32 protein-coding genes are annotated in these 22,869 nt (G+C 37.8%); 4 read left to right on the forward strand and 28 right to left on the reverse strand.

Going from position 1 to position 22,869, the window contains the following annotated elements; all coding sequences use genetic code 11:
• Positions 1 to 83 precede the first annotated feature (83 nt).
• The 28 genes from rpsM to rpsL all read right to left on the reverse strand — a co-directional run bounded on the left by rpsM (position 84) and on the right by rpsL (position 14,689).
• Positions 84 to 458: a 30S ribosomal protein S13 gene (rpsM, locus tag ACFOSX_RS14400; protein ID WP_386102771.1), complete on the reverse strand. Its 375-nt coding sequence runs from the start codon at positions 456 to 458 to the stop codon at positions 84 to 86.
• 89 nt (positions 459 to 547) lie between these two features.
• Positions 548 to 664, reverse strand: a complete 117-nt coding sequence (ykgO, locus tag ACFOSX_RS14405; protein WP_008269159.1) for a type B 50S ribosomal protein L36 — start codon at positions 662 to 664, stop codon at positions 548 to 550.
• Positions 665 to 719: 55 nt separating this feature from the next.
• Entirely contained in the window at positions 720 to 935 is a 216-nt protein-coding gene (gene infA, locus ACFOSX_RS14410; RefSeq protein ID WP_007094967.1) for a translation initiation factor IF-1, read from the reverse strand.
• Positions 936 to 954: 19 nt separating this feature from the next.
• On the reverse strand, positions 955 to 2,310 hold the full coding sequence (gene secY / locus ACFOSX_RS14415) for a preprotein translocase subunit SecY (RefSeq protein ID WP_386102774.1): 1,356 nt from the start codon (positions 2,308 to 2,310) through the stop codon (positions 955 to 957).
• Between the two features lie 11 nt (positions 2,311 to 2,321).
• Complete coding sequence (rplO, locus tag ACFOSX_RS14420) at positions 2,322 to 2,774, reverse strand: 50S ribosomal protein L15 (protein ID WP_386102777.1); 453 nt, start codon at positions 2,772 to 2,774, stop codon at positions 2,322 to 2,324.
• 16 nt (positions 2,775 to 2,790) lie between these two features.
• Positions 2,791 to 2,970 (reverse strand): 50S ribosomal protein L30, encoded by a 180-nt coding sequence (gene rpmD / locus ACFOSX_RS14425; protein WP_386102780.1) that lies wholly within the window; start codon positions 2,968 to 2,970, stop codon positions 2,791 to 2,793.
• Between the two features lie 13 nt (positions 2,971 to 2,983).
• Complete coding sequence (gene rpsE / locus ACFOSX_RS14430; RefSeq protein ID WP_386102782.1) at positions 2,984 to 3,508, reverse strand: 30S ribosomal protein S5; 525 nt, start codon at positions 3,506 to 3,508, stop codon at positions 2,984 to 2,986.
• Between the two features lie 6 nt (positions 3,509 to 3,514).
• A complete protein-coding gene (rplR, locus tag ACFOSX_RS14435; protein WP_386102785.1) occupies positions 3,515 to 3,871 on the reverse strand; it encodes a 50S ribosomal protein L18 in 357 nt (118 codons plus the stop codon).
• 10 nt (positions 3,872 to 3,881) lie between these two features.
• The gene (gene rplF / locus ACFOSX_RS14440) at positions 3,882 to 4,424 is read right to left on the reverse strand and encodes a 50S ribosomal protein L6 (RefSeq protein WP_386102788.1); all 543 of its coding nucleotides are present in this window, start codon (positions 4,422 to 4,424) and stop codon (positions 3,882 to 3,884) included.
• Between the two features lie 12 nt (positions 4,425 to 4,436).
• Positions 4,437 to 4,835 (reverse strand): 30S ribosomal protein S8, encoded by a 399-nt coding sequence (gene rpsH / locus ACFOSX_RS14445; protein WP_386102791.1) that lies wholly within the window; start codon positions 4,833 to 4,835, stop codon positions 4,437 to 4,439.
• A 65-nt stretch (positions 4,836 to 4,900) separates the two neighbouring features.
• The gene (rpsN, locus tag ACFOSX_RS14450) at positions 4,901 to 5,170 is read right to left on the reverse strand and encodes a 30S ribosomal protein S14 (RefSeq protein WP_386102794.1); all 270 of its coding nucleotides are present in this window, start codon (positions 5,168 to 5,170) and stop codon (positions 4,901 to 4,903) included.
• Between the two features lie 2 nt (positions 5,171 to 5,172).
• Positions 5,173 to 5,724 (reverse strand): 50S ribosomal protein L5, encoded by a 552-nt coding sequence (rplE, locus tag ACFOSX_RS14455; RefSeq protein WP_386102797.1) that lies wholly within the window; start codon positions 5,722 to 5,724, stop codon positions 5,173 to 5,175.
• Positions 5,725 to 5,726: 2 nt separating this feature from the next.
• Entirely contained in the window at positions 5,727 to 6,038 is a 312-nt protein-coding gene (rplX, locus tag ACFOSX_RS14460; RefSeq protein ID WP_386102800.1) for a 50S ribosomal protein L24, read from the reverse strand.
• A gap of 85 nt (positions 6,039 to 6,123) precedes the next feature.
• Positions 6,124 to 6,492 (reverse strand): 50S ribosomal protein L14, encoded by a 369-nt coding sequence (gene rplN / locus ACFOSX_RS14465; protein WP_386102803.1) that lies wholly within the window; start codon positions 6,490 to 6,492, stop codon positions 6,124 to 6,126.
• 2 nt (positions 6,493 to 6,494) lie between these two features.
• Positions 6,495 to 6,752: a 30S ribosomal protein S17 gene (gene rpsQ / locus ACFOSX_RS14470; protein WP_155089962.1), complete on the reverse strand. Its 258-nt coding sequence runs from the start codon at positions 6,750 to 6,752 to the stop codon at positions 6,495 to 6,497.
• 17 nt (positions 6,753 to 6,769) lie between these two features.
• Complete coding sequence (rpmC, locus tag ACFOSX_RS14475) at positions 6,770 to 6,964, reverse strand: 50S ribosomal protein L29 (protein WP_386102807.1); 195 nt, start codon at positions 6,962 to 6,964, stop codon at positions 6,770 to 6,772.
• Between the two features lie 11 nt (positions 6,965 to 6,975).
• Positions 6,976 to 7,395: a 50S ribosomal protein L16 gene (rplP, locus tag ACFOSX_RS14480; RefSeq protein WP_386102810.1), complete on the reverse strand. Its 420-nt coding sequence runs from the start codon at positions 7,393 to 7,395 to the stop codon at positions 6,976 to 6,978.
• Positions 7,396 to 7,418: 23 nt separating this feature from the next.
• Positions 7,419 to 8,144, reverse strand: coding sequence for a 30S ribosomal protein S3 (rpsC, locus tag ACFOSX_RS14485; RefSeq protein ID WP_386102813.1), 726 nt, complete (start codon positions 8,142 to 8,144; stop codon positions 7,419 to 7,421).
• A gap of 9 nt (positions 8,145 to 8,153) precedes the next feature.
• The gene (gene rplV, locus ACFOSX_RS14490) at positions 8,154 to 8,561 is read right to left on the reverse strand and encodes a 50S ribosomal protein L22 (RefSeq protein WP_386102816.1); all 408 of its coding nucleotides are present in this window, start codon (positions 8,559 to 8,561) and stop codon (positions 8,154 to 8,156) included.
• A gap of 5 nt (positions 8,562 to 8,566) precedes the next feature.
• On the reverse strand, positions 8,567 to 8,845 hold the full coding sequence (gene rpsS / locus ACFOSX_RS14495; RefSeq protein ID WP_386102819.1) for a 30S ribosomal protein S19: 279 nt from the start codon (positions 8,843 to 8,845) through the stop codon (positions 8,567 to 8,569).
• A gap of 10 nt (positions 8,846 to 8,855) precedes the next feature.
• Positions 8,856 to 9,683, reverse strand: a complete 828-nt coding sequence (gene rplB, locus ACFOSX_RS14500; RefSeq protein ID WP_386102822.1) for a 50S ribosomal protein L2 — start codon at positions 9,681 to 9,683, stop codon at positions 8,856 to 8,858.
• A gap of 10 nt (positions 9,684 to 9,693) precedes the next feature.
• The gene (gene rplW, locus ACFOSX_RS14505; RefSeq protein ID WP_386102825.1) at positions 9,694 to 9,984 is read right to left on the reverse strand and encodes a 50S ribosomal protein L23; all 291 of its coding nucleotides are present in this window, start codon (positions 9,982 to 9,984) and stop codon (positions 9,694 to 9,696) included.
• Between the two features lie 7 nt (positions 9,985 to 9,991).
• Entirely contained in the window at positions 9,992 to 10,621 is a 630-nt protein-coding gene (rplD, locus tag ACFOSX_RS14510) for a 50S ribosomal protein L4 (protein ID WP_386102828.1), read from the reverse strand.
• Positions 10,621 to 11,238, reverse strand: coding sequence for a 50S ribosomal protein L3 (gene rplC, locus ACFOSX_RS14515; RefSeq protein WP_386102831.1), 618 nt, complete (start codon positions 11,236 to 11,238; stop codon positions 10,621 to 10,623). Before rplC ends, rplD begins: the two co-directional genes overlap by 1 nt.
• A gap of 122 nt (positions 11,239 to 11,360) precedes the next feature.
• Positions 11,361 to 11,666 (reverse strand): 30S ribosomal protein S10, encoded by a 306-nt coding sequence (rpsJ, locus tag ACFOSX_RS14520; protein ID WP_007650482.1) that lies wholly within the window; start codon positions 11,664 to 11,666, stop codon positions 11,361 to 11,363.
• Positions 11,667 to 11,678: 12 nt separating this feature from the next.
• Positions 11,679 to 13,808: an elongation factor G gene (fusA, locus tag ACFOSX_RS14525; RefSeq protein WP_386102834.1), complete on the reverse strand. Its 2,130-nt coding sequence runs from the start codon at positions 13,806 to 13,808 to the stop codon at positions 11,679 to 11,681.
• A gap of 6 nt (positions 13,809 to 13,814) precedes the next feature.
• A complete protein-coding gene (gene rpsG, locus ACFOSX_RS14530) occupies positions 13,815 to 14,291 on the reverse strand; it encodes a 30S ribosomal protein S7 (protein WP_386102837.1) in 477 nt (158 codons plus the stop codon).
• Between the two features lie 23 nt (positions 14,292 to 14,314).
• Complete coding sequence (gene rpsL, locus ACFOSX_RS14535; protein WP_019386263.1) at positions 14,315 to 14,689, reverse strand: 30S ribosomal protein S12; 375 nt, start codon at positions 14,687 to 14,689, stop codon at positions 14,315 to 14,317.
• Positions 14,690 to 14,944: 255 nt separating this feature from the next.
• On the opposite strand from rpsL, the gene ACFOSX_RS14540 reads away from it, so the two are divergent.
• The 4 genes from ACFOSX_RS14540 (at position 14,945) to ACFOSX_RS14555 (ending at position 22,843) form a co-directional block, all read left to right on the forward strand.
• Positions 14,945 to 16,552: a hypothetical protein gene (locus ACFOSX_RS14540; protein ID WP_386102840.1), complete on the forward strand. Its 1,608-nt coding sequence runs from the start codon at positions 14,945 to 14,947 to the stop codon at positions 16,550 to 16,552.
• Positions 16,553 to 16,637: 85 nt separating this feature from the next.
• Positions 16,638 to 18,287: an aryl-sulfate sulfotransferase gene (locus ACFOSX_RS14545; protein ID WP_386102843.1), complete on the forward strand. Its 1,650-nt coding sequence runs from the start codon at positions 16,638 to 16,640 to the stop codon at positions 18,285 to 18,287.
• Positions 18,288 to 18,450: 163 nt separating this feature from the next.
• Positions 18,451 to 21,474, forward strand: a complete 3,024-nt coding sequence (locus ACFOSX_RS14550) for a SusC/RagA family TonB-linked outer membrane protein (protein WP_386102846.1) — start codon at positions 18,451 to 18,453, stop codon at positions 21,472 to 21,474.
• Positions 21,475 to 21,484: 10 nt separating this feature from the next.
• Positions 21,485 to 22,843 carry a RagB/SusD family nutrient uptake outer membrane protein gene (locus ACFOSX_RS14555; RefSeq protein WP_386102849.1) on the forward strand — a complete coding sequence of 453 codons (1,359 nt, stop codon included), beginning with the start codon at positions 21,485 to 21,487 and terminating at the stop codon, positions 22,841 to 22,843.
• The last annotated feature ends 26 nt before the right edge of the window (positions 22,844 to 22,869 follow it).

Below are 22,869 nucleotides of genomic sequence, written 5' to 3' on the forward strand. Positions count from 1 at the left end.
GCTTTTAGTTGTTAGAATCCTAAACTTTGACATTTCAAACAGATTCATCTAACGTCTAATCACTAATGACTAATGTCTTGTTATTATTTAGTTACTTTCTTTTTGTTAGCAACTGTCTTACGTCTTCCTTTACGTGTACGAGAGTTGTTCTTAGTACGCTGACCTCTTAATGGTAAACCAGCTCTGTGACGAATACCTCTGTAACATCCAATATCCATTAAACGCTTAATGTTCAATTGAGTTTCAGAACGTAATTCACCTTCGATCTTAAATGTACCAACAGCCTCACGGATAGCTCCGATTTCGTCGTCCGTCCAATCTTGAACTTTTGTACTTTCATCTACCTTAGCAGCAGCTAAGATTTCTTTTGCTCTACTTCTACCGATTCCGTAGATGTAAGTTAAAGAGATGACCCCTCTTTTTTGTTTTGGTATATCTACACCTGCAATTCTTGCCATATTGTTTTAGTTTCTAATTAGTTGTTAGAATCCTAAACCTTTCGATTTCGAACAGATTCATTTCAGTCTAATAACTAACAGGTTTGTTTTTATCCTTGTCTTTGTTTGAATCTTGGATTCTTTTTGTTGATGACGTATAGTCTTCCTTTACGACGTACCAATTTACAATCGGCACTTCTTTTCTTTACTGATGCTCTTACTTTCATCTGTTCCTTATTATTTTGTTATTACTGTCAGATGGAATCTTACGATTTCATCTTACTAGTATCTATAAGTTATTCGAGCCTTAGTTAAATCGTAAGGACTCATTTCTAATTTTACTTTATCTCCTGGTAACAACTTAATGTAATGCATACGCATTTTACCTGAGATGTGTGCAGTCACAATATGACCGTTTTCTAGTTCTACACGGAACATAGCATTAGATAATGCCTCTATAATTGTTCCGTCTTGCTCTATTGCTGCTTGTTTTGCCATAGTTTAAATATTTAGCGGGTTATTGCGCTACCGCTTTTCTATTTTTACCAGTTTTCATTAAGCCGTCATAGTGCTTGTTCAACAAGTAACTATTTACTTGTTGCATCGTGTCAATAGCAACTCCAACCATAATTAAAAGTGATGTACCTCCGAAGAACAATGCCCAACCTTGTTGAACACCCATTAACTTTACAACAAATGCTGGGAACACAGCAATCAATGCTAAGAAAATAGATCCCGGTAAGGTAATCTGTGACATAATCTTGTCTAAATATTCTGAAGTTTCTGTACCAGGACGAATCCCAGGGATGAAACCACCACTTCGTTTTAAGTCGTCTGCCATTTTGTTAGTCGGAACTGTAATCGCCGTATAAAAATACGTGAATACAATAATCAAGAGTGCAAATACTACATTGTACCATAATCCGAAGATATCAGAGAAATTAGCTTGCATCCATTGACCAGTTTCAGTCCCTTCTAACCATGATGAGCCACCTATCAGAGCAGGCACAAACATAATTGCCTGAGCAAAGATGATCGGCATTACACCTGAAGCGTTAAGCTTTAACGGTAAAAACTGGCGTGATCCAAATACATTCTTCTCATAACCACCAGAAGCAGTTCTACGAGCATATTGTACTTGAATCTTGCGCACTGCCATTACAAGCAAAACTGATGCCAAGATTATTAGGAACCAAATCACCAACTCTATTAAGATCATCATAAACCCACCGTTACCAGAACCTTCTGTTCTAGAAGCTGCGTTTAGCAACCAAGATTGTGGCAATGTAGCAATGATACCTACCATAATTAAAAGTGAAATACCGTTTCCGATTCCCTTGTCAGTAATCTTTTCACCTAACCACATCGCGAAGACACAGCCTGTTACTAAGATTATTACAGAAGAGAAATAGAACATTGTACCCGTCCCTAATAAAAAGGCACTTGGTGGAATACCCAGTGACGGTAAACTTGCCAAATAACCTGGTGCTTGCACCAAACAGATAGCAATAGTTAACCAACGGGTAATCTGGTTGATTTTTTTACGTCCGCTTTCTCCTTCTTTTTGAAGTTTCTGTAAATAAGGAATGGCTATTCCCATTAACTGAACCACAATAGATGCAGAGATATAAGGCATAATACCTAATGCAAAAACTGATGCATTGGCAAAAGCACCACCAGTAAATGCGTTTAATAATCCTAATATACCACCGTCAGTAGAATCTTGAAGACCTCCTAACTGTGCTGCATCTATTCCAGGTAAAACTACCTGTGCTCCAAAACGGTACACCAATAATAACCCAAGGGTTAAGATGATACGGTCTTTAAGCTCGGTAATTTTCCAGACGTTTTTTAATGTTTCTATTAATTTCATTCTATACAGTCTTATAAAGTTACAGCTTCACCACCAGCAGCCTCGATAGCAGCTTTTGCTGTAGCAGTAAATTTATGAGCAGTTACTTTTAGTTTTGATTTTAATTCTCCTCGTCCTAAGATTTTTACTAGCTCATTTTTGCCAGCTAAACCTAATCCGACGAAAGTTTCAAAATCAACAGTGTCCTTGATTTTCTTCTCATCAACCAATTGTTGTAAGGTATCTACATTGATCCCTTGGTACTCGATACGGTTAATGTTTGTAAAACCAAACTTAGGCACACGTCTCTGTAAAGGCATTTGACCACCTTCAAATCCTACTTTTTTAGAATATCCAGAACGTGACTTAGCACCCTTGTGTCCTCTTGTGGCAGTTCCTCCTTTTCCAGATCCCTGACCACGACCAACGCGCTTTCCTTGTTTTTTTACTGAACCTTCTGCAGGTTTTAAATTACTTAAATCCATTATTAAGATTGTATTTTTAAGCTTCCTCTACAGAAACCAAATGTTCTACTTTATTGACCATACCAAGGATGTTTGGTGTGGCATCATGCTCAACAACTTGTCCGATTCTCTTTAAACCTAAAGATTCTAAAATTCTCTTTTGGTTTTGAGTTCTGTTGATGGCACTCTTTACTTTAGTTACTTTAATCTTTCCCATGTTGTTCTATCGATTATCCGTTAAATACTTTCTCTAGAGAAATACCTCTTTCTCTAGCGATAGATCCAGCATCTCTCAATTGTAATAAAGCATCAAATGTTGCTTTCACCACATTGTGAGGGTTAGACGATCCTTGAGATTTAGAAAGTACATCATGTACACCAACGGCTTCAAGTACAGTTCTTACAGCACCACCAGCAATTACCCCTGTACCAGGAGCAGCAGGTATGATGTTTACTCTAGCACCACCGAATTTTCCTTTTTGCTCGTGAGGTAATGTTCCTTTCTGCAACGGAATTCTTACTAAATTTTTCTTTGCATCTTCAACGGCTTTTGCGATTGCCGTAGCAACGTCTTTAGATTTTCCTAATCCGTGACCTACAACACCATCTTCATCACCAACTACAACGATAGCTGAAAATCCGAAGGCTCTACCACCTTTTGTTACTTTGGTAACACGTTGAACGCCAACCAAACGATCTTTTAATTCTAATCCGCCTGGTTTAACTAATTCTGCGTTTTTATATTTTTGATACATAATGTCTTAAAATTTAAGTCCTCCTTCTCTAGCACCTTCTGCTAATGATTTTACTCTACCGTGGTATAAGTACCCACCTCTATCAAAAGAAATGGTTTCAACACCAGCCTTTGTAGCTTTTTCAGCAACAGCTTTACCAACCATAGCGGCGATTTCACTCTTGTTTCCTTTAGCGTCAGCAATGCCTTTGTCTCTTGAGGATGCAGCAGCAATAGTTTTACCAGTTACATCATCTACGACCTGAGCATAAATTTCTTTATTACTTCTAAAAACAGATAATCTTGGTCTTGCGTCAGTACCAGATACCGTCTTACGGATTCTGTTCTTAATTCTTTGTCTTCTTTCGTTCTTTGTCAATGCCATAACTTAACTATTAAGCTGATTTACCTGCTTTTCTTCTAATTTCTTCACCAACAAACTTCACACCTTTTCCTTTGTACGGCTCTGGCTTACGGAAACCTCTGATTTTCGCAGCGACTTGACCTACTAATTGTTTATCATGTGATGTTAACTTAACGATAGGGTTCTTTCCTTTTTCTGAAATTGTTTCAACCTTCACTTCCGGAGCAAGGTCAAGTACAATATTGTGAGAAAAGCCTAAAGCTAAATCTAATTTTTGGCCTTGGTTAGATGCTCTATAACCAACACCTACCAATTCTAGTTCTTTGGTCCATCCTTTGGATACACCTTCAATCATATTAGCAATTAAGGCGCGGTATAAACCGTGCTTTGCTCTATGATCTTTTTTGTCGGAAGAACGCTCTAGCGTAATTGTTCCGTCTTCGATTTTTATATCGATGTTTGAATATTCCTGAGTTAATTCGCCTAACTTACCTTTTGCGGTAATGACGTTATCCTTAACTTCTACAGTTACACCTTCAGGAATTGTGATTGGGTTTTTACCTATTCTAGACATAATTTCCTGTTTTTAGTATACGTAACATAATACCTCGCCACCAACGTTTTCTCTTTGCGCTTGCTTCCCAGTCATCACACCGTGAGACGTAGAAACAATAGCAATACCCAAACCATTTAAGATTCTTGGCATTTCGTTAGCACCGGCATACTTACGTAGACCTGGTTTACTGATTCTTTGAATTTTTTTGATGACAGACTCTTTAGTGTCTTTGTTGTACTTCAAGGCAATCTTAATTGTTCCTTGAGCCGATGAGTCATCAAATTTGTAACTTAAAATATATCCTTGGTCGAATAATATTTTAGTCATTTCCTTTTTTAAGTTAGATGCTGGGATCTCCACAACTCTGTGGTTAGCTTTCACTGCATTTCTAACTCGCGTAAGATAATCCGCTATTGGATCTGAATACATAGTTATTAATTTGCGGTAGCGGTTTTCGGACGTTGGTTGCCCGAACCTGAAACCAATTTATAATTTTACCAACTTGCTTTTCTAACGCCAGGTATTAACCCTTGGTTAGCCATTTGTCTGAACATAACTCGAGAGATTCCAAACTGTCTCATGTATCCTTTAGGTCTCCCAGTAAGTTTACATCTGTTGTGTTGACGGATTGGAGAAGCGTTCTTTGGCAACTTTTGCAATGCTTCGTAATCACCAGCTTCTTTTAAAGCTTTGCGCTTAGCCGCATATTTTGCAACAGTTTTAGAACGTTTTACCTCACGGGCCTTCATTGATTCTTTAGCCATAATTAATTCTTTTTAAATGGTAATCCTAGTTCTGTTAATAATGATTTTGCTTCCTTGTCTGTATCAGCAGAGGTCACAAAAGTAATATCCATACCCGAAATTTTATTGATCTTGTCAATGTCAATCTCTGGAAAGATAATTTGCTCAGTTACACCTAAGTTATAGTTACCGCGACCATCAAAACCTGTAGCTTTGATACCGTTAAAATCTCTAACTCGTGGTAATGCAGAAGTTATTAAACGATCTAAAAATTCGAACATTTGCTCTCCTCTTAAAGTTACTTTGGCTCCGATTGGCATACCTTTACGTAACTTAAATGAAGCAACATCCTTTTTAGATAACGTAGCTACTGCTTTTTGTCCGGTGATTTTAGATAACTCATCCACTGCGTGATCAATTAACTTTTTGTCTGCAACTGCGGCACCAACTCCTCTAGATACTACGATCTTTTGAAGTTTAGGTACTTGCATTACATTCTTATATCCGAATTCTTCTGTAAGAGCAGGAACAACTTTTTCCTGATACTCTTTCTTTAATCTTGAAACGTAAGCCATAACTAAATTACTTCATTTGATTTTTTAGAAAATCTCACTTTATTATCGCCATCCATGCGGTAACCTACACGTGTAGTCTCACCTTTACCTGTCAATAAAGACAAGTTAGAAATGTGAATAGCTGCTTCCTTCTCAACAATACCGCCTTGTGGGCTCTGTGCAGATGGCTTAGTGTGTTTCTTTACCATATTTACACCCTCAACGATGGCTTTGTTCTTATCTATTAATACCTTAAGTACTTTACCTTCGGATCCTTTGTGATCTCCAGATATGACTTGTACAGTATCTCCTGATTTTATTTTAAGCTTTGTCATCTTAATTAGTTTTTAGTCGCTAGTTTGTAGTTTGTAGTTTGTAGAAATATTTCTACCCTCTAATAACTAAAGACTATCGTCTTATTTAAAGCACCTCTGGTGCCAATGATACAATCTTCATGAATTGTTTATCACGAAGTTCTCTAGCAACAGGTCCAAAAACACGTGTTCCTCTCATCTCCCCTTGAGGATTTAATAGTACACAAGCATTATCATCGAATCTAATATAAGATCCGTCTGGACGTCTTACTTCTTTTACAGTACGCACAACAACAGCTGTAGAAACAGCTCCTTTTTTAACACTGCCGTTAGGTGTTGCAGACTTTACAGAAACTACAATCTTATCTCCGACAGACGCGTAACGTCTTTTTGTTCCACCTAATACACGGATCGTTAATACTTCCTTTGCACCAGTGTTATCAGCTACTTTTAATCTTGATTCTTGTTGTACCATAATTACTTCGCTCTTTCAATTATTTCTACTAATCTCCAACATTTGGATTTACTCATAGGTCGTGTTTCCATGATCTTTACAGTATCTCCTTCGTTGCAGTCGTTTGTTTCGTCATGAGCGACATATTTCTTTGTCTTCAAAACGAATTTTCCATACATAGGATGCTTTACTTTCTTTACTTCAGCAACAACAATAGATTTCTCCATTTTGTTACTAGTAACAACTCCTATACGTTCTTTTCTTAAGTTTCTTTTTTCCATCTTTCAGCAGAATACGGTTATTGTACGTCGTCTCTTTTAGTTAACTCAGTTGCTAAACGTGCAACATTACGTCTTACATCACGTAATTGAATCGGGTTCTCCAATGGAGATACCGTGTGAGCCATCTTTAGGTCCGCGTAACTCTTTTTAGTTTCACTAAGTTTCTCTTGTAACTCAGCTGTAGATAGCTGTTTAATTTCTGATTGCTTCATAATACTTTTTATTAAGCTTCGTAATCTCTAGCTATTACAAATTTGGTTTTCACTGGAAGCTTTTGTGCGGCCAAACGCAATGCCTCTTGGGCAGTTTCTAATGGCACACCACTTACTTCAAATAATACACGACCTGGTTTAACTACAGCTGCCCAATATTCAACGGCACCTTTACCTTTACCCATACGTACTTCAAGAGGCTTTTTTGTGATTGGCTTGTCTGGAAAAATTTTAATCCAGATAGACCCTTCTCTCTTCATGTAACGAGTAGCGGCAATACGCGCTGCTTCTATTTGACGTGCCGTAATAAACGAAGAATCCAAAGATTTGATTCCGAAGGTACCATTTGATAACAAATGACCTCTCCCAGAATTACCTTTCATACGACCCTTCTGCTGCTTACGAAATTTTGTTCTTTTAGGTTGTAACATTGTTCTTGTTTCCTTTTAAAAAATTACTTTCTTCGACGTTGGTTTCCTCTCTTGTTGCCTCCTGCTTGACGTCCACCTTTGCCTTTTTGCTTAGATAAACCGACCAATGGAGATAACTCACGCTTTCCATAAACCTCGCCTTTCATGATCCAAACCTTCACACCCAATCTACCATAGGTAGTGTGTGCTTCTACAAGAGCGTAATCGATATCTGCTCTAAAAGTAGATAACGGAATACGTCCTTCTTTGTAGTGCTCAGAACGTGCCATTTCAGCACCGTTTAAACGACCACTAATTTGAATCTTGATCCCTTCAGCATTCATACGCATTGCAGCAGCAATAGCCATTTTAATAGCACGTCTGTATGAAATTCTACTTTCAATTTGACGAGCTACACTGCTAGCAACCAAAAACGCATCTAGTTCAGGTCTCTTAATTTCAAAGATGTTCAACTGAACTTCTTTTCCTGTAATTTTCTTAAGCTCTTCTTTTAGCTTGTCTACCTCTTGGCCACCTTTACCAATAATGATACCTGGTCTTGCCGTAGTGATAGTAACGGTTACAAGTTTAAGCGTACGCTCAATAATTACTCTAGACACACTTGCTTTAGATAAACGAGCGTGAACATACTTTCTAATCTTATCGTCTTCGGCTAACTTGTCTCCATAGTCATTACCACCGTACCAGTTAGATTCCCATCCTCTGATAATACCTAAACGATTTCCGATTGGATTTGTCTTTTGTCCCATATCTCTATCTTAGCTTTGTGTTTTGTTTAATGCATCCACCACGATAGTGACGTGATTAGATCTTTTTCTTATTCTATGTGCTCTTCCTTGAGGTGCAGGACGTAAACGCTTAAGCATTGCGCCACCGTCAACTCTAATTTCTTTCACATATAATTTTGCTTCTTCAATATCAGCATCCTCGTTTTTAGCTTGCCAATTTGCAATCGCAGACAATAACAATTTCTCTAAACGACGAGACGCTTCCTTCGGGCTAAATCTAAGAATCTGAAGAGCTCTATCTGCCTTCTCTCCTCTTACCAAATCCGCAACTAAACGCATCTTACGAGGTGAAGTAGGACAGTTATTTAGCTTAGCAAAAGCAACCTGCTTTTTCTCCGCCTTAATGGCTTCTGCCATTTGTTTTTTACGACTTCCCATGATTCTTATTTTTTACCTTTATTCTTAGCACCAGCGTGACCTCTAAATGATCTTGTTGGTGAAAATTCTCCTAACTTATGACCTACCATGTTCTCTGTTACGTAAACAGGAACGAATTGTCTTCCATTATGAACAGCAATCGTTTGACCAACAAAGTCTGGAGAGATCATAGATGCTCTTGACCAGGTTTTGATTACTGTCTTTTTGTTTGAAGCTACATTCTCTGCAACTTTTCTCTCTAATTTATAATGGATATAAGGTCCTTTTTTTAATGAACGTGCCATACTATCTTAATTATTTCTTTCTACGTTCTACAATGTACTTATTACTCGCTTTTGTCTTAGAACGCGTTCTATAACCTTTAGCAGGAATACCGTTTCTAGATCTTGGGTGTCCACCTGAAGATTTACCTTCACCACCACCCATTGGGTGATCTACTGGGTTCATTACTACTGGTCTTGTTCTTGGACGTCTTCCTAACCATCTGCTTCTACCTGCTTTACCAGATACAAGTAATTGATGGTCTGAATTAGAGATAACTCCAATAGTCGCCATACAAGCCGCAAGAATCATTCTTGTCTCACCAGATGGTAACTTAACGGTAGCAAACTTTCCGTCTCTTGCCATTAACTGAGCAAATGCACCGGCACTACGCGCCATAACAGCACCTTGACCAGGACGTAACTCAATACAAGAGATGATTGTACCTAATGGAATTTCACTTAAAGGCATAGCGTTACCAATTTCTGGTGCCACACCACTTTCTCCAGACACGATTGTTTGCCCTACTTGCAAACCATTCTGAGCGATAACGTAACGTTTTTCACCATCTTGGTAATTGACTAAGGCAATAAATGCGGTTCTGTTTGGATCGTACTCAATCGTCTTAACTTCTGCAGGAATTCCTGTTTTGTTACGTTTGAAATCGATAATACGATACTTTTTCTTATGACCACCACCAATATAGCGCATGGTCATTTTTCCTTGACTGTTTCTACCACCAGATCGTTTTTTCGGAACGAGCAAACTCTTTTCCGGCTTATCAGTAGTAATGGCGTCAAATCCATTTACTACTCTAAATCGCTGAGCTGATGTGATCGGTTTTAATTTTCTAACTGACATTTACTTTTTATTACATGTTAGCATATAAGTCGATAGACTCACCTTCCGCCAGTTGTACAATCGCCTTTTTAACAGCGTTTGTTTTACCATGTTGAATACCAGTTTTTGTAAACTTGGTCTTTCTTTCTGGACGGACATTTATTGTGCGAACTTTTTCAACAGAAACTCCATAAGCAGCCTCAACCGCTTTTTTGATTTCTACCTTGTTCGCCTTCGTGTTCACTTCAAACGCATATGCATTAAGCGTTTCGCTCTGCATGGTTGCCTTTTCTGTGATGATAGGTTTTATTAAGATACTCATCGTTGTTCTATTTACTTAAATTCGATTCAATTCCTTCTAGTGCACTCTCCATCAAAATAACTTTATTTGCATTCATTATTTTGTAAGTACTTAATTCTGAGTTAGTTACAACTTCAGACGTCTTTAAATTGCGTGCCGACAAATATACATTATTATTCGGCTCGCCCAACACTATTAGAGATTTTTTGTTTTCAACCTCTAAAGCCTTTAAAACATTGGTAAAATTCTTAGTCTTTGGAGCGTCGAAACTTAAGTCTTCCATCACTACAATTGACTTGTCATTTGCCTTTATGCTTAGTGCAGATTTACGTGCTAATCGCTTTACATTTTTGTTTAATTTAAAACCGTAATTTCTTGGTCTTGGACCAAACATACGACCACCACCTTTAAATACACCAGACTTGATAGAACCTGCACGTGCTGTACCTGTTCCTTTTTGTTTCTTGATCTTACGTGTACTTCCGGTAATTTCTGCTCTTTCTTTTGCCTTGTGCGTTCCCTGTCTTTGGTTTGCTAAGTATTGCTTAACATCTAAATAGACAGCGTGATTATTAGGCTCTATTCCGTATACCTCTTTAGAAAGCTCTACTTTCCTTCCGGTATCTTTTCCGTTTATATCTAAAACTGCTACCTTCATTACTTCTTAATGATTACATAAGAATTCTTGTGACCAGGAACACATCCCTTAACAACAAGCAAGTTCTTTTCTGGAACTACTTTGTAAACTCTTAAATTTTGAACTTTAACTGTTTCGCCACCCATTCTTCCGGCCATCTTCATGCCTTTGAATACTCTCGCAGGATAAGAAGCCGCACCGATAGAACCTGGTGCTCTTAAACGGTTGTGTTGACCGTGAGTTGCTTGTCCTACACCACCGAAACCGTGACGCTTTACAACACCTTGAAATCCTTTACCTTTTGAGGTACCAGCGATATCAACGAACTCACCTTCAATAAAGTGCTCAACTGTGACAGCGTCACCTAATTTGTACTCCGTATCAAAACCTTTGAATTCAGCAACTTTGCGCTTCACAGAAGTACCTGCCTTCTTAGCGTGACCGATGTCCGCTTTGGTAGCACTTTTCTCTGTCGCGTCATCGAAACCTAACTGCACAGCATTGTAGCCGTCCACTCCTTCAGTTCTGACTTGGGTAACGATACATGGTCCAGCTTCGATTACTGTACATGGAATGTTTTTTCCATTTTCATCGAAGATGCTGGTCATACCGATTTTTTTTCCAATTAACCCAGACATATTTATTATTTATTGATTATTAATTATTCTTATTTAAAACTCAAGGCTGAATACACTTCAGCCTTGAATTGTATTTTTCCGTTTTTCCCTCGCCCGCAGCTCAGGACATGTTTGTGTTCTAATTACACTTTAATCTCTACCTCAACACCGCTTGGTAATTCAAGCTTCATTAACGCGTCAATCGTCTTAGAAGATGAAGAGTAAATATCCAATAATCTCTTGTAAGAGCTTAATTGAAATTGTTCTCTAGACTTCTTGTTTACGTGTGGTGAACGCAATACAGTGAAAATCTTTTTGTGTGTTGGTAATGGAATTGGACCCGTTACAACAGCACCAGTACTTTTTACTGTTTTTACAATCTTATCAGCAGACTTGTCAACTAAATTATGATCGTAAGACTTTAATTTTATTCTAATTTTCTGACTCATTTTCTTTTAGTTTTAAGCTTCTACGCCTTTTGCTGCTTTTATTACTTCTTCTGATATGTTTGATGGTGTCTCTGCATAGTGAGAGAATTCCATAGTTGATGTTGCTCTACCTGAAGACAATGTTCTCAGTGTAGTTACATAACCGAACATTTCAGATAATGGAACAGTTGCTTTTACGGTTTTTGCGCCAGCTCTGTCTCCCATGTCACTTACTTGTCCACGTCTTCTATTTAAATCACCAACAATGTCACCCATGTTTTCTTCTGGTGTAATCACCTCAAGTTTCATGATTGGTTCCATGATTACCGCTTTAGCTGCTTTTGCTGAATTTTTAAATCCAAGCTTAGCCGCTAACTCAAACGATAATTGATCAGAATCCACATCGTGATAAGAACCATCCGTCAACGTTACTTTCATAGCGTCAACTTCGTATCCTGCAAGAGGACCATTGATCATTGCCATTTTGAATCCTTTTTCAATTGAAGGGATAAATTCCTTAGGAACGTTACCACCTTTAATTTCTGAAACGAATTCTAAACCAACTTTGCCTTCTTCAGCTGGCTCTAATGTAAATACGATATCAGCAAATTTACCACGTCCACCAGATTGTTTCTTGTAAACTTCTCTGTGTTGTGCACGTTGTGTAATAGCTTCTTTGTACTCTACTTGTGGCTGTCCTTGGTTTACCTCTACCTTAAACTCACGCTTAAGACGGTCAACAATAATATCTAAGTGAAGCTCACCCATACCAGAGATAATGGTTTGGCCAGAAGCCTCATCAGTTCTCACGGTAAATGTTGGATCCTCTTCAGCTAATTTTGCCAAAGACATACCTAACTTATCAACATCTGCTTTAGTCTTAGGCTCAACCGCAATACCGATTACTGGATCCGGGAAGTCCATAGATTCCAAAACGATAGGGTGTTTTTCATCCGTCATGGTATCACCAGTCTTTATGTCCTTAAATCCTACTGCTGCTCCAATATCTCCTGCTTCGATAAAATCGATAGCATTCTGCTTATTAGAGTGCATCTGGTAAATACGAGAGATACGTTCTTTTTTACCTGAACGGTTATTCAAGATATAAGAACCTGCATCTAAACGACCAGAGTACGCACGGAAGAATGCCAAACGTCCTACGAAAGGATCGGTAGCAATCTTAAATGCCAAAGCCGCAAATGGCTCCTTTACATCTGGCTTACGGATTTCTTCTTCCTCAGTATTTGGGTTAACACCAATGATACCTTCCTTATCCACTGGAGAAGGTAAGTAACGACAAACAGCGTCCAATAAAAACTGAACCCCTTTGTTTTTAAATGCTGAACCACAAATCATTGGAATGATAGACATATCCATTACAGCGGCTCTAAGTGCAGCGTGCACTTCGTCTTCTGTAATAGAGTCTTCATCCTCCATATATTTTTCTAACAGATTCTCGTCATAAGCAGCAACCTCTTCAATAAGTTTACCTCTTAATTCTGCAGCTTCTGCTTTTAATTCTTCAGGAATATCGATAACATCAAATGTCGCCCCTTGAGTTTCGTCATGCCATACAATAGCACGGTTCTTCACTAAGTCAACAATACCTTTAAAATCAATTTCGTCACCAATGTTCATAACAATTGGCACAGCGTTGGACCCTAACATGTCCTTAACTTGCTGGCAAACTGCCATAAAGTTAGATCCTTGACGGTCCATTTTGTTTACGAAACCAATACGTGGTACTTTATAGTTATCAGCAAGTCTCCAGTTAGTTTCAGATTGTGGCTCAACACCATCAACTGCACTAAACAAGAATACTAAACCATCTAATACACGTAAAGAACGATTTACCTCAACGGTAAAATCAACGTGACCAGGAGTATCGATAATATTAAAGTGGTATCCTTTAGTCTCATCTGTAGGCTGGCCATTTTCCATAGGGAAATTCCATGTACAGGTTGTCGCTGCAGAGGTAATGGTAATACCACGCTCTTGCTCTTGCTCCATCCAGTCCATAGTCGCTGCACCATCGTGTACTTCACCAATTTTGTGAGATACACCAGTGTAATAAAGAATACGTTCTGTAGTTGTTGTTTTACCGGCATCAATGTGCGCGGCAATACCTATATTTCTTGTATATTTTAAATCTCTTTGTGCCATTACTTATTAAAATCTAAAGTGTGAGAATGCTTTGTTTGCTTCGGCCATTTTGTGCGTATCCACTCTTTTCTTAACCGCTGCACCTTCTTCTTTGGCCGCAGCCAAAATTTCTGAAGATAATCTTTGGGCCATAGATTTTTCGTTTCTCTTACGCGCATAGCTGATCAACCACTTCATTGCAGTTGACACTTTACGATCTGGACGAATCTGCATTGGGATCTGAAATGTTGCACCACCAACTCTACGGCTACGTACTTCTACGTGAGGCATAACGTTAGAAAGGGCTTCTTTCCAAATTTCTAATGCTGTCTTTTCGTCATCATTCTTTTTCTCTTCTACAATGTCAATAGCATCATAGAATACTTTAAACGCCACAGATTTCTTTCCATCCCACATCATCATGTTAACGAAACGAGTTACTAACTGATCGTTAAAACGTGGATCTGGTAAAAGAGGTCTCTTTTTAGCTTGTCTTTTTCTCATGTCTTCTTCTTAAAGTTGTTTGATTACTTCTTAGGGCGTTTAGCACCATACTTAGATCTACGTTGTGTTCTTCCAGATACACCTGCTGTATCTAAAGCGCCACGAACGATGTGATATCTAACACCTGGCAAATCTTTAACCCTTCCACCTCTAACCAATACTATCGAGTGCTCTTGTAGGTTGTGACCTTCTCCACCGATGTATGCATTAACCTCGTTTCCGTTTGTTAAACGAACCCTTGCTACCTTACGCATTGCTGAGTTAGGTTTCTTAGGCGTCGTTGTATAAACACGAGTACATACACCACGTCTTTGAGGACACGAATCTAAAGCAGCCGATTTACTCTTCTTGGTTATTTTGGCTCTTCCTTTTCGTACTAATTGTGAAATTGTTGGCATATAATTATACTAAATTGTTTAAAACCCTCACTTTTGAGGGCTGCAAATGTATGAATTAATCTTTATTATTCAAACACTTGGATACATATTTTACAAAGAAATCCACATATACCGCCATTCTACATATTGAATGGTTTATTTTTACGTTATATCACCAAAATTCATCGGTATTTCTTAATGCAATTATTTAGGTCAACTTTTCTTCTTTTTCTCACGCTGTTTTTTGCACTTAAGTCTGAAGGGCAATCCCTAAAATTGAAAATCTCCGCCGAAACCAAAGACAAATCCCAACAGATTGAAAACCTCAATTACTTAAAGACGCACGAAAATTACAAGTCGATTGAAAACACTGTAAGCAAAACGAAAAACGAATTAGTAAAACAGGGATACATCGATGCTATTGTAGAAATAATTTCCAAAACCAATGACAGTGTGTTTTCAGCCCAATTAAATCTTGGAGCTAAGATTGAGACCATTGTTATTGCTGTTCCGGAAATTTATAAAGATGTGTTTTATAAAACATCAAGCCAGAATCAAGGCGACAGCATTTCTTTAAGGTTTACTGAAACCGAGGCACAGCTAAAAAAATGGAACGGACTAATTGCAGAAAAAGGCGACCCGTTTTCGACTTTACAATTAGCCAATATAAATCGAATTAATGATACCACGCTCGCAGCAGAGCTTCAAATTAAAACGAATCAAAAACGAACGCTAGATAAGATTGTGGTAAAGGGCTATGAGAAATTTTCTGGAACATATTTAAAGCGCTTTCTAAAATTAGAGCCTGGAGAAACCTTCAACCTCAACGATATAAAAAAACGCTCAGCAAGATTGGACAATCTTAGATTTGCAAGTCAACAAAAAGAACCCGAAGTTTTGTTCACCAATGACTCTACAATATTATATATATATCCCCAAAAAAAAGCCAGCAACAATTTTGACGGCTTCCTAGGATTTGGCACCAACGAAAATACCAATAAGATTGAATTTGACGGCTACCTCAATCTCAACCTTATCAACAACTTAAACTATGGGGAATCATTAAACCTTATATATAAAAGTGATGAGATCGACCAGCAGACCATTTCGGTAAGAGCAGATTTACCTTATTTATTTAAAACGCCGCTTGGGCTGGAGTTAGAACTGAACCTCTTCAGAAAAGATACTACGTTTTCAAACGCAAGGCAATCGGTAAAACTCAAATATCAGATTGATGGCAACCAATATCTTGGCGCAGGGATTCAAGCAATTTCTTCGAGCAACTTGTTAGATGCTAATACCGCAATTCTTCAAGATTACGATAGCAATTTCTATACGGTAAACTACAATTACCAAACTCCAAACGCCAATGACCTATTATTCCCATTGAATTTTTGGCTCGATATTTCAGCAGGATTTGGAAACCGGGAAACAGCATCTTCAGACCAAAAGCAGAATCAGTTCGCGTTAACCACTTTTAAAATTTTCAACCTAAACGACAAAAACAGCATTTACACAAAACTAAGCGGTGCTAGCTTAGTGTCCGATTCCTATTTTGACAATGAGCTCTATCGTTTTGGAGGCATCAATTCTGTTCGTGGTTTTGAAGAAAACAGTTTAGTCGCCAATCTATTCGGCGTACTCAATACAGAATACCGCTATCGCCTAAGCAACACCATATATATAAACTCCATTTTAGATGCTGCATATTCAGAAAATGATCTTACGGATGATAAAACAAAATTCTTCGGTTTCGGTTTTGGTTTTGGGCTATTGACCAACTCGGGGTTGTTCAAACTTAATTATGCTTCAGGAAAAACTGAAGATCGGCCATTTCGGCTATCGGACTCTAAGGTTCATATTAGTTTAACGGCGACGTTCTAGTGTATTTTTTCAAACGTTAAAAAGATGTGAAAATTCAAATTATTTATTAGGTTTGCGAGGCTATGTTTAAAAAGAATACCGACGAATGAAAAGAATTTTACTCCTTATAATATCGATTTTAAGTTCAGGCTTTATAAGTTTTTCACAGAATACTTTAGGAAATACATTACAAACAGCATCTTCCGCACCAGGCTATACGCTTTTTACTGCCTCCACAGAGACTTATTTGATAAACAATTGTGGTGAAGTTGTTAATCAATGGTCTAGCACTTTTCCTCCTGGTAATGCAGTTTATCTAAGAGAAGATGGTAGCATTCTTAGGGCAGGACGAACGAGTAGCTCTGATATCACTTTTGGAGGCCAAGGCGGCGTGATTGAGATATTTGACTGGGACGGCACAATGACTTGGCAATATTTTTATGACACTCCTCAAATTCCAGGGGTTAGACAGCACCATGATATTTATCCTATGCCAAATGGTAATGTCTTAATCTTGGCTGCCACAATTGTTTCTGAATCTGAAGCTCTTGCTTTAGGAAGGGATCCGAGTCTATTACCGGAAGGGCGATTATACAATGAACGAATTTTAGAAGTTACACCATCTGGGTTGAATGGAGCTACAGAAGTATGGCAATGGAATATTATAGATCACGTTGTAAGCGATTGTGATGATATGGGCACGAATTGCGGGATGGTTGCTGACAATCCAAGAAAATTGGATATTAATTTTGTAAACGGCGGATCAGGAGGCGCAAATTGGCTACACATAAATTCAGTTCAATATAATGAAAACTTGGACCAAATAATCTTGAGTTCACGAAATCTAAGCGAAATCTATATCATTGACCATTCAACAACAACAGCAGAAGCCGCAACAAGTTCTGGTGGTACATATGGACAAGGCGGTGATTTTTTGTGGCGCTGGGGTAATCCACAATCCTATGACCAAGGCACAGAAGCTGATAGGCAATTATTCGGTCAACATTATCCACATATTATTCCGGATGGACTAACAGATGCTGGAAAATTAATAATTTACAACAATGGTAATGGTAGAGACCCTCTTTTCTCTGAAGTTGATATATTGTCATTACCTCAAACCGTAACTGGATTTTATGACTATACTCCAGGAACAGCCTATGGACCCACATCTCCAGATTATACGTATGAAGACCCTACCGATCCGACAGATTTCTTCTCGGCCATTTTAAGTAGTGCCCAGCGTCTTCCAAATGGCAATACACTCATTTGCGAAGGCATCAATGGTCGTTTTTTTGAAATTGATGCTATGGAAAACATGGTCTGGGAGTATATTAGTCCAGTAAACAGCAATACAGGAGCCATTGCTTCTCAAGGTGATGATCCTGCGTCTATTGCAAATCTGTCTTTTAGAGCTTTAAAATACGATCCGTCTTATACGGCATTTGACGGAAGAGACCTTACGCCAGGAAACCCTATTGAAAACAATTCATCCTCCAACGTTTCTTGTACATTGAATGAAAGTAGTTTTGATTTGGCCAATATTTCGATATATCCTAATCCAATAGTAGATTACTTGAGCATTGAATCTTCAATTATTATTGAGGACGTAATAATTTATGATTTAAGAGGTACAAAAGTTCTCTCAAAAAGATTCCATTCAAAAATTGATCTCAGCTTTTTACCATCAGGTATTTATATCCTAAAACTGATTTCGCAAAATAAGAGTATCACAAAGAAGATAGTAAAGCAGTAAAACTTACATTATAAATCCGAGAATTTTATAAGCTGTTTATAACAATTAGTTTTTAAATGATTAGTCAGAAGACTTCATTCTACTTTATTAAAAGTTTAACATTTGTCTTGGTTTCTTAACTTTTTATTTAGACTTTTACGAGGACTAACTTAATTCAATTTTTATGAAATCAAACTACAATAGACTTTGTACTGTTGTAATGGTATTATTTGCGCAATTTGTTTTTGCCCAAAATATGACCATTACCGGTAAGGTAACTGACAATGATGGCCTTCCTTTGCCTGGCGTCAATATTCTTATTATTGGAACGACGTCGGGTACCCAATCAGACATCGATGGAAACTACAGCTTAAATGTGGAGAACGGAAGCTCAGTTCAATTCAGTTATATTGGATTTAAAACTCAAACCATATTAATATCTTCAGCGAAATCGGTTTACGATGTTTCTTTGCAAGAAGACAATTCTCTGGAAGAGGTTATCGTTATTGGCTATGGCTCAACCAATAAAAGGAAAGTAAATGGTAATATTGCTTCAGTAACTTCTGAAGATATTAAAGAAATACCTGTTTCTAACTTCCAAAATACACTTGTTGGTAAATTGGCGGGTGTTCAAATTACTCAGGTTAACGGTAAAGCAGAGTCAGGCGTTAAAATAAGAGTTCGTGGTGTATCCACTGTGAATCAATCCCAAGAACCTCTTTATGTGATTGACGGGATACCAATTACAAATATTGATAACAACATCAATGATTCCCCTGTTAATCCCTTGCTTGGATTAAATCCATCCGACATTGAATCTATCCAAATTTTGAAGGATGCGTCTGCAGGAGCGATATATGGATCACGGGCTACTAACGGTGTCGTTTTGATCACCACAAAATCTGGAAAGGAAGGAAGAACTAAAGTATCTTTGAATTCTTCTTATGGATGGAGTGAAGCAACAAACCGCAGAGATTGGCTAAATACAGAAGAGTATGTTGAATTATTTGTAGAAGCCAACTTAAATGCTGGTTTTACTGAACAGCAAGCATTTAACAGACTTAACTTTTTTACAGATAATGAAGCAGATTGGAGAGAAGGTTTGGTTGATGTTGATTGGCAAGATTTTGCTTTGGTTGACGGATCTGTCCAAGATGTGAATGTTAGTGTTTCTGGTGGAAATGCAAAAACTAAATATTTTATATCTGCAGGGTACAATAAAACTGAGGCGATTATTAGAGGCAACACTCTAGAGCGCTATAATCTAAGAACCAACATTGACCACGATGTTTCTGAAAAATTTAAAATTGGAACCAATATTGGCATCTCAAAATCTCAAATTTCCCGATTGAGTAACGATAATGCTTTTGCTACCCCTTTACAAGCAGTTGCACAGGTGCCCTATAGTAGTCCATATCTAGAAGATGGTATAACGCCAAATGGCGGAACATTGTATTACAATTTTCTTTTTCAAGAATTCAATGCAGATCACAATGTTAATATCTGGAGGAATTTTGTAAAAATCTATGGAGAGTATAAAATTTTAGATGAGCTTAAGTTCAGAAGTGAAATTGGTTATGATGTTACAAACCAGACAGAAGATCGTTTTTTTGGAAGCCTTACTGAGTCGGCATCAACCAATGGTTTCGCAGACGCATATTCTTTTGTAGATGAACGCTATGTGTTAAATAATTTCTTTACCTATGATAATGTTTTCTTTGAAAAATTAAACACGAATTTTATTTTGGGGATGTCATTTGAAGATACTAAGAGTAGGATAAGATTTGTTGAAGGGCAAAACTTTGCTTCAGATGATTTACAAACTGTGGACAGTGCTGGAGAGATTGTTGGTGGTGGATCAAATATTACTGAATTTAACTTCTTATCCTATTTCGCACGATCATCCATGAATTATGATGGTAAATATTTTCTTGATCTAAGTGCGCGTATTGATGCATCCTCAAGATTTGGTACTGATACAAGGTATGGAACTTTTCCCGCTGCATCTGCTGGTTGGATTGTTTCAGAAGAAGACTTTTTTGATTCAATCAGCTTTTTACAATATTTAAAGGCAAGAGTGAGTTGGGGAATCACAGGTAATGGTGGGATTCCAAATTTCGCTTCTAGAACTTCTATAAATGGAGGAAGAACCTATAACCAAAATCCAGGGTTACAAATAGGGCAATTAGGCGATAGTAGCTTAAAATGGGAAGAAACAACTCAGACCAATTTTGGATTAGATTTTGGTTTCCTCAAACGCAGATTGAATTTAAGTCTAGATTATTACAATAAACAGACAACAGATTTACTTTTAGGTGTACCAATCCCAGGAACTAACGGAGGGGGAGCATCACTTTTAACCAACGCAGGTGACATGGAAAATAAAGGTCTGGAAGTAGCGCTTAGTGCTGCAATTTTCCAAAATGATGATTTTTCATGGGATGCCTCATTTAATTATGGACTAAACAAAAATGAAGTACTAAGTTTAGGTGTAGATGACGCAGATATCATTAATGGACAAAATATAGCAAGAGTTGGAGAGCCGGTGAGTTCTTTTTATTTGGTAGAATATGCTGGTGTTAATCCAGCGAATGGAGATGCACTTTTTTACAGAAATAACGTGCTTTCCGATGGAAGTATTGATAGGTCTCTTACCAGTAATTTTGGAGAGGCATCACGAATAATTGCAGGCAACCCTTACCCTGAGACCATTCTAGGAATTACCAATACATTCAGGTATAAGCAATTTGATGCTTCGTTTACATTCCAAGGTCAGTTTGGTGCATCTATCTATAATAATGGTGGTCGCTTTCAATCCGCGAATGGTGATTTTTACGATAACCAATCTAGAGATCAGCTGAATCGTTGGCAACAACCGGGTGATATTACCAGTGTTCCACAAGCGAGATTTTTTGGGGGAAATGGTACTCAAACGTCGACAAGATATCTGCAAAATGCAGATTTTGTACGATTGCGTAATTTGAGTTTCGGCTATACTTTGCCAAAAACTGTAACAGATAATATTAAATTAGATCGTTTGAGAGTTTATCTTACAGCAGTTAATTTGTTGACGTTCACTGATTATGACGGTTGGGATCCAGAAGCAACCGCAGATTTTAACGCCAACAATAGTTTAAGAGCGGGTATAGATTTTTATTCAGCACCACCAGCTAAAACAATTACCTTAGGTGTAAACGTAGATTTTTAAAAAACTTATTATGAAAACTGAAAATATATTCAAATTATTGTCGATTTTATGTCTTCTCAACTTTTTGGGGTGTGATAATAATTTAGACGTACAACCTGCAGATTTTTTAACTCCAGAATCCGTATTAGCCAATGGGGGTAATCTTCAAAATATTTTAATTGCGGCATATGATCTTCTAGGCCAAGACGAAGTCTTAGCGGGGCAAACCCAGTTAGCTTCAGAATTATTGGCAAACTCGGGAGAACTAGATTGGCGAGGTACATTTGCCGATCCTGCAGAATTTAACAGAAAAGAAATGACCGCTGTAAATGGTTTCGCTGCTGGGTTTTGGGATAGTGCTTATGAAGGTATTAATCTGACCAATATTATATTTGACAATTTAGAGCTTATAGAAGACAGTTCTGAACGTAACAGAATTGAAGCTGAAGCTAAATTTATTAGAGGCACTCTTTATTTTGAACTTGCTCGCTTTTTCAGCTTACCATACAACAATTCAGGAAACAATTCACAATTAGGTTTACCAATTGTTTCAGAAGGTGTAGTCTCATCCGCACAACTAAGTTTTCCTAGCAGAAATACTTTGGAGGAAACGTATGACCAAGCCATAAATGATCTAAGCGAGGCTTATGCTGCGCTACCTGCCAGTAATAGTATTTTTGCTGATAAATATGCCGCTCAGGCAGTTCTTGCACGTTTATATCTGCAACAAGGAAATTTTCCCTCAGCCAGAGATGCTGCTCATGATGTTTTAGAGAATAGCGGACACAGTTTAGCTTCGACATATGCTGGTGCATTTAATAATGATTCTGATGGTACAGAAGACATATTTATGCTTCAAATTACAACACAAGATGGAATTAATGATTTTAATACATTTTGGGCAACGCGTGACTTTGGAGGCAGATCAATAACTGGCGATGTTACGGTTGAAGCACCTTTTTTCGAAATCTTTTCGGGTGACGATGACAGACAGGATTTCACCTATGAAGGCGTTGCGAGTATTGTGACTACTAAATGGCAATCTCAGTTTGCTAATGTGCCTTATTTAAGAATTGCAGAAATGCATCTCATCCGTGCCGAAAGTAATTTTAGGGAAGGAAGCTCCTTAGGTCTTTCGCCAGATGCGGAAATTACTGCATTGAGAAACAGATCTAATGCCGATCCAATCATTGGATTAACTCTAGATGATATTTTAGAAGAGCGCAAAAGGGAATTAGCTTTTGAAGGGCATGCACTCCATGACCTTAAGCGACTACAAGGAACTGTTGACGGTATCCCGTTTAATTCCGATCTTTTAGTCTTTCCTATACCACAAGGCGAATTAGATTCTAATCCTAACTTAGAACCAAATCCAGGTTATAATAATTAGAATCCATATCAGTATTAATTCTAAAC

Source organism: Winogradskyella maritima, from assembly GCF_042650215.1.
GTDB lineage: Bacteria > Bacteroidota > Bacteroidia > Flavobacteriales > Flavobacteriaceae > Winogradskyella > Winogradskyella maritima.

Bases quoted from the DNA above. Each gene is read 5' to 3' on its own strand.
- secY (WP_386102774.1), bottom strand. From the start codon at position 2,310: ATGAAATTAATAGAAACATTAAAAAACGTCTGGAAAATTACCGAGCTT.
- rpmC (WP_386102807.1), bottom strand. From the start codon at position 6,964: ATGAAGCAATCAGAAATTAAACAGCTATCTACAGCTGAGTTACAAGAG.
- rplC (WP_386102831.1), bottom strand. From the start codon at position 11,238: ATGTCTGGGTTAATTGGAAAAAAAATCGGTATGACCAGCATCTTCGAT.
- rpsG (WP_386102837.1), bottom strand. From the start codon at position 14,291: ATGAGAAAAAGACAAGCTAAAAAGAGACCTCTTTTACCAGATCCACGT.
- rplE (WP_386102797.1), bottom strand. From the start codon at position 5,724: ATGGCTTACGTTTCAAGATTAAAGAAAGAGTATCAGGAAAAAGTTGTT.
- rplP (WP_386102810.1), bottom strand. From the start codon at position 7,395: ATGTTACAACCTAAAAGAACAAAATTTCGTAAGCAGCAGAAGGGTCGT.
- rpsH (WP_386102791.1), bottom strand. From the start codon at position 4,835: ATGTATTCAGATCCAATAGCGGATTATCTTACGCGAGTTAGAAATGCA.
- ACFOSX_RS14545 (WP_386102843.1), top strand. From the start codon at position 16,638: ATGAAAAGAATTTTACTCCTTATAATATCGATTTTAAGTTCAGGCTTT.
- rplF (WP_386102788.1), bottom strand. From the start codon at position 4,424: ATGTCTAGAATAGGTAAAAACCCAATCACAATTCCTGAAGGTGTAACT.
- rpsM (WP_386102771.1), bottom strand. From the start codon at position 458: ATGGCAAGAATTGCAGGTGTAGATATACCAAAACAAAAAAGAGGGGTC.
- ykgO (WP_008269159.1), bottom strand. From the start codon at position 664: ATGAAAGTAAGAGCATCAGTAAAGAAAAGAAGTGCCGATTGTAAATTG.
- rpsJ (WP_007650482.1), bottom strand. From the start codon at position 11,666: ATGAGTCAGAAAATTAGAATAAAATTAAAGTCTTACGATCATAATTTA.
- ACFOSX_RS14555 (WP_386102849.1), top strand. From the start codon at position 21,485: ATGAAAACTGAAAATATATTCAAATTATTGTCGATTTTATGTCTTCTC.
- ACFOSX_RS14550 (WP_386102846.1), top strand. From the start codon at position 18,451: ATGAAATCAAACTACAATAGACTTTGTACTGTTGTAATGGTATTATTT.
- rpsQ (WP_155089962.1), bottom strand. From the start codon at position 6,752: ATGGAAAAAAGAAACTTAAGAAAAGAACGTATAGGAGTTGTTACTAGT.
- rplX (WP_386102800.1), bottom strand. From the start codon at position 6,038: ATGACAAAGCTTAAAATAAAATCAGGAGATACTGTACAAGTCATATCT.
- rpsL (WP_019386263.1), bottom strand. From the start codon at position 14,689: ATGCCAACAATTTCACAATTAGTACGAAAAGGAAGAGCCAAAATAACC.
- rplN (WP_386102803.1), bottom strand. From the start codon at position 6,492: ATGGTACAACAAGAATCAAGATTAAAAGTAGCTGATAACACTGGTGCA.
- rplW (WP_386102825.1), bottom strand. From the start codon at position 9,984: ATGAGTATCTTAATAAAACCTATCATCACAGAAAAGGCAACCATGCAG.
- rplO (WP_386102777.1), bottom strand. From the start codon at position 2,774: ATGGATTTAAGTAATTTAAAACCTGCAGAAGGTTCAGTAAAAAAACAA.
- infA (WP_007094967.1), bottom strand. From the start codon at position 935: ATGGCAAAACAAGCAGCAATAGAGCAAGACGGAACAATTATAGAGGCA.
- rplD (WP_386102828.1), bottom strand. From the start codon at position 10,621: ATGAAGGTAGCAGTTTTAGATATAAACGGAAAAGATACCGGAAGGAAA.
- rpsS (WP_386102819.1), bottom strand. From the start codon at position 8,845: ATGGCACGTTCATTAAAAAAAGGACCTTATATCCATTATAAATTAGAG.
- rpsN (WP_386102794.1), bottom strand. From the start codon at position 5,170: ATGGCTAAAGAATCAATGAAGGCCCGTGAGGTAAAACGTTCTAAAACT.
- rpsE (WP_386102782.1), bottom strand. From the start codon at position 3,508: ATGTATCAAAAATATAAAAACGCAGAATTAGTTAAACCAGGCGGATTA.
- rpsC (WP_386102813.1), bottom strand. From the start codon at position 8,144: ATGGGACAAAAGACAAATCCAATCGGAAATCGTTTAGGTATTATCAGA.
- rplR (WP_386102785.1), bottom strand. From the start codon at position 3,871: ATGGCATTGACAAAGAACGAAAGAAGACAAAGAATTAAGAACAGAATC.
- rplV (WP_386102816.1), bottom strand. From the start codon at position 8,561: ATGGGAAGTCGTAAAAAACAAATGGCAGAAGCCATTAAGGCGGAGAAA.
- rpmD (WP_386102780.1), bottom strand. From the start codon at position 2,970: ATGGGAAAGATTAAAGTAACTAAAGTAAAGAGTGCCATCAACAGAACT.
- fusA (WP_386102834.1), bottom strand. From the start codon at position 13,808: ATGGCACAAAGAGATTTAAAATATACAAGAAATATAGGTATTGCCGCG.
- rplB (WP_386102822.1), bottom strand. From the start codon at position 9,683: ATGTCAGTTAGAAAATTAAAACCGATCACATCAGCTCAGCGATTTAGA.